A 4,024-nucleotide genomic window follows, 5' to 3' on the forward strand; every position below is an offset into this window, starting at 1 on the left:
TGCCGACGTATCCCTTCCAGGGCGACCACCACTGGCTGACCAGCCTGCCGGCCGGCGGTGACCCGAAGACCGTGGGGCAGCGGGCGGTGACCCACCCGGTGCTCGGCGCGGCGGTCCACTCGGCGGACACCGACGCGCTGGTGCTCACCGGACGGGTGTCCGTGGCGACGCATCCGTGGCTCGCCGATCACGTGGTGCGCGGCTCCGTGATCTTCCCCGGTACGGCCTTCGTCGACGTGGCGATTCGTGCCGGAGACGAGACCGGCTGCTCCTTCCTGGAGGAACTGGTCCTGGAGGCCCCGCTCGAACTGGCCGGGCAGGAGAGCGTGAGCCTCCAGGTGACCGTAGGGGCACCGGACTCGTCCGGGCGTCGTGCGGTGCGCGTCCACTCGGCACGGCAGGACCACGCCGACGGTGCCGCGGCGGAACCGGTGTGGGTCCGGCACGCGAGCGGATTCCTCCGGCCGGCCCCGGCGGAGGAGCCGGACACGGCGGACGGCTTCGCCGACTGGCCGCCGCGGGGTGCCGAACCGGTGTCCGCGGACGACGTCTACGAGCAACTCGCGGCCGTGGGTTACGGATACGGGCCGCTCTTCCGAGGACTGCGGGACATGTGGCGTCTCGGCGACGCGGTCTTCGCCGACGTCGTCCTCCCGGACCGGGACGCCGCGGACGGCTGGGGCATACACCCAGGGCTGCTGGACGCGGCGCTGCATCCCGACGTCCTCAACGAACTGGCGCGGCGCACGGGTTCCGAACCGCTGCGCCTGCCCTTCTCCTGGCACGACGTGCACCTGCACGCATCGGGCGCCACCGCGCTGCGGGTACGTCTGACCTGGTCGGACACCGACGGCGTGGCCCTGCTGGCCGCCGATCCGACCGGTACCCCGGTGCTCTCGGTCGCCGCGCTGACCACCCGGCCGATGGCCGACGCGACGGCCGCGCCGACCACCGAAGCGGTACGGCACTCCCTGCTCAGGACGGAGTGGACACCGCTGTCCCCGCCCGGCCCGGCGACTTCGGGTCCGGGCCGCTGGTGCGTGGTGGGCTCCGACGCCGAGGATCTGGCGCGCGGGATACGGACACCAGGTGTCGACGTACGCACGTACGGCCGTCTTCAGGACCTGACGGCCGCGGCGGCCGACGCGCCGGACCCCGACGTGGTGCTCCTCTCCTGCCCGCCGTCGGCGCGATCCGACGCGGCCCTGCCCGTGGCCGCTCGCGCGGCCGCGCGGAACCTGCTCGCCGACCTTCAGACATGGCTGGCCGACGAGCGCTTCGAGTCGGCCCGGCTGGTGGTGGTCACACGCGGTGCGGTCACGGCGGGCCCGGACGACAGCGGTGACGCGGACCTGGCCGGGGCACCGCTGTGGGGGCTGGTGCGGTCGGCCCAGACCGAGCATCCCGGACGCATCGTCCTGCTGGACGTCGAGCCTCCCGCGACGAGGTCCGTCGCCGGGGCGGCGCCCACAGCCGCCCTGTCCGCCGAGCACGGCGCCGCCCTCGTCACGGCGGTCGGCTCCGGAGAGCCTCAACTCGCCGTACGCGCCGGTGCCGTGCTCGTACCCCGCCTGACGCGCGCCTTCGACATGGCCGTTCGCGACGCGGAGACCCTCGATCCCGACGGCGTCGTCGTGGTCACCGGTGGCACCGGCGGGATCGGCGCCCTGCTGGCCGAGCATCTGGTCACCGCGCACCGGGCGCGCCATCTGCTGCTGCTCAGCAGGAGCGGCCCCGAGGCGCCCGGCGCCGCCGAACTGGAGGCGCGCCTCGCCGAGTTGGGCGCGAGCACCTCGATCGTGGCCTGCGACGTCGCCGACCGGGAGGCGCTCGCCACCGTGCTCGGCGGGCTCGACCGTCCGCTGACCGCCGTGGTGCACTCGGCGGCCGTGCTGGACGACGCCACGACCTCGGGTCTCACCCCGCAGCAACTGGAGACCGTGATGCGTCCCAAGGCGGACGCGGCGGTGCACCTGCACGAGCTGACCCGCGACGCGAATCTCGCACAGTTCGTGCTGTTCTCCTCGGTCGCCGCCGTCCTCGGCGGCCCGGGCCAGGCCAACTACGCGGCCGCCAACGCGTTCCTCGACGCCCTCGCCGAGCACCGCCGCGCCCGCGGCCTGCCGGCCACCACCGTGGCCTGGGGCCTGTGGGAGGACGGCGGCCTGACCGCACATCTCGGCGACACCGACCGGCGTCGGCTCACCCGGGACGGCGTACAGCCCCTGTCGGCCGAGCACGGGCTGGCCCTGTTCGACGCCGCCCTCGCCCGCGACAGTGCCACCTTCGTGGCCGCGCGCTTCGACTTCGCAGCCCTGCGCCGGCGTCCCGGTGGCGTGCACGCCGTACTGCGCGGTCTGGTGCGGACTCCTGTCAGGCGTACCGCGGCCGGGGGCGGCGCCTCGGACGCGGGCGCCGCCGGGGAGTGGCTCGCGCGACTGCCGGAGCCGGAGGCACGGCGGGCGCTGCTCGACCTGGTCCGGACGCATGCGGCGACCGCCCTCGGGCACGAGACGGCGGAGGCCGTGCCCGCGGACGGCGTCTTCAAGGAGCTCGGTTTCGACTCACTGACGGCGGTGGAACTGCGCAACCGCCTCAACGAGGCCACCGGCCTGCGGTTGTCCCCTACGACGATCTTCGACCACCCGACGGCGCAGGCCCTCGCCGAGCACCTGTGGCAGACCTGGAGCGGTACCGAGTCGTCCGCCGTCGTCGTCTCGCGGCCCGCCGCGCACACGGAGGCGGACGAGGACCTGATCGCGATCGTGTCGATGGGCTGCCGCTATCCCGGAGGCGTCGGCTCCCCGCAGGAGCTGTGGGACATGGTGGCCTCCGGAACCGACGCGGTGACCGGGTTCCCCTCCGACCGGGGCTGGGACCTGGACGCGCTCTACGATCCGGACCCCGACAAGCCCGGCACCTCCTATGTGCGTCAGGGTGCGTTCCTGGAGGACGTGAGCCGGTTCGACGCCGCGTTCTTCGGGATATCGCCGCGTGAGGCGCTGGCGATGGATCCGCAGCAGCGGCTGCTGCTGGAGACCGCCTGGGAGACCTTCGAACGCGCGGGCATCGCGCCGCCGTCCCTCAAGGGCACCGACACCGGAGTCTTCGTGGGCGCCCTCGCCCAGGAGTACGGCTCCACCCTGCTGCACGAGGCACCGGAAGGCCTGGACGGCATGCTGCTGACGGGCAACGCGCTCAGCCTGGTGTCCGGCCGGCTCTCCTACGTCCTCGGGCTGCAGGGCCCCGCCGTCACCGTGGACACGGCGTGCTCGTCCTCCCTGGTCGCCCTGCACCAGGCCGCGCAGTCGCTGCGCCAGGGCGAGTGCACGCTGGCCCTGGCCGGCGGAGTCACCGTGATCGCCACCCCCGGCACCTTCACCGCGTTCAGCCGGCAGCGCGCCATGTCCCCCGACGGCCGGTGCAAGGCGTTCGCCGCGGCCGCGGACGGCACCGGCTTCTCGGAGGGCGTGGGGCTGGTACTGCTGGAGCGGTTGTCGGACGCGCGGCGCAACGGCCATCCGGTGCTCGCGGTGGTCCGGGGCTCGGCGGTGAACCAGGACGGTGCGTCCAACGGTCTGACCGCGCCGAACGGTCTGGCGCAGCAGCGTGTCATCCGTACGGCCCTCGGCAACGCCGGCCTGAGCCCCGACGACATCGACGTCGTCGAGGGGCACGGTACGGGGACTGCGCTCGGCGATCCGATCGAGGCCCAGGCGCTGATCTCCGTCTACAGCCAGGAGCGCGATCCGGAACGGCCGTTGTGGCTGGGGTCGGTGAAGTCGAACATCGGTCATACGCAGGCCGCCGCGGGTGTGGCGGGTGTGATCAAGATGGTGCAGGCGATGCGCCACGGCGTGCTGCCGCGCACCCTCCATGTCGACGAGCCGTCCCCGCACGTCGACTGGATGGACGGCAGCGTGCGGTTGCTCACCGAGGAGGAGCCCTGGCCCTCGACCGACCGACGGCGTCGAGCGGGCGTGTCCTCCTTCGGCATCAGCGGGACGAATGCGCATGTGATCGT

At 73.6% G+C, this 4,024-nt stretch carries 1 protein-coding gene; it reads left to right on the forward strand.

Annotation, left to right across the window (positions count from 1 at the left end):
* Positions 1-4,024: type I polyketide synthase (locus BIV23_RS49440; protein ID WP_143079259.1), on the forward strand; the 4,024-nt coding region annotated here is incomplete at both ends.

The organism is Streptomyces monashensis (assembly GCF_001866665.1).
GTDB classification, from domain to species: domain Bacteria; phylum Actinomycetota; class Actinomycetes; order Streptomycetales; family Streptomycetaceae; genus Streptomyces; species Streptomyces monashensis.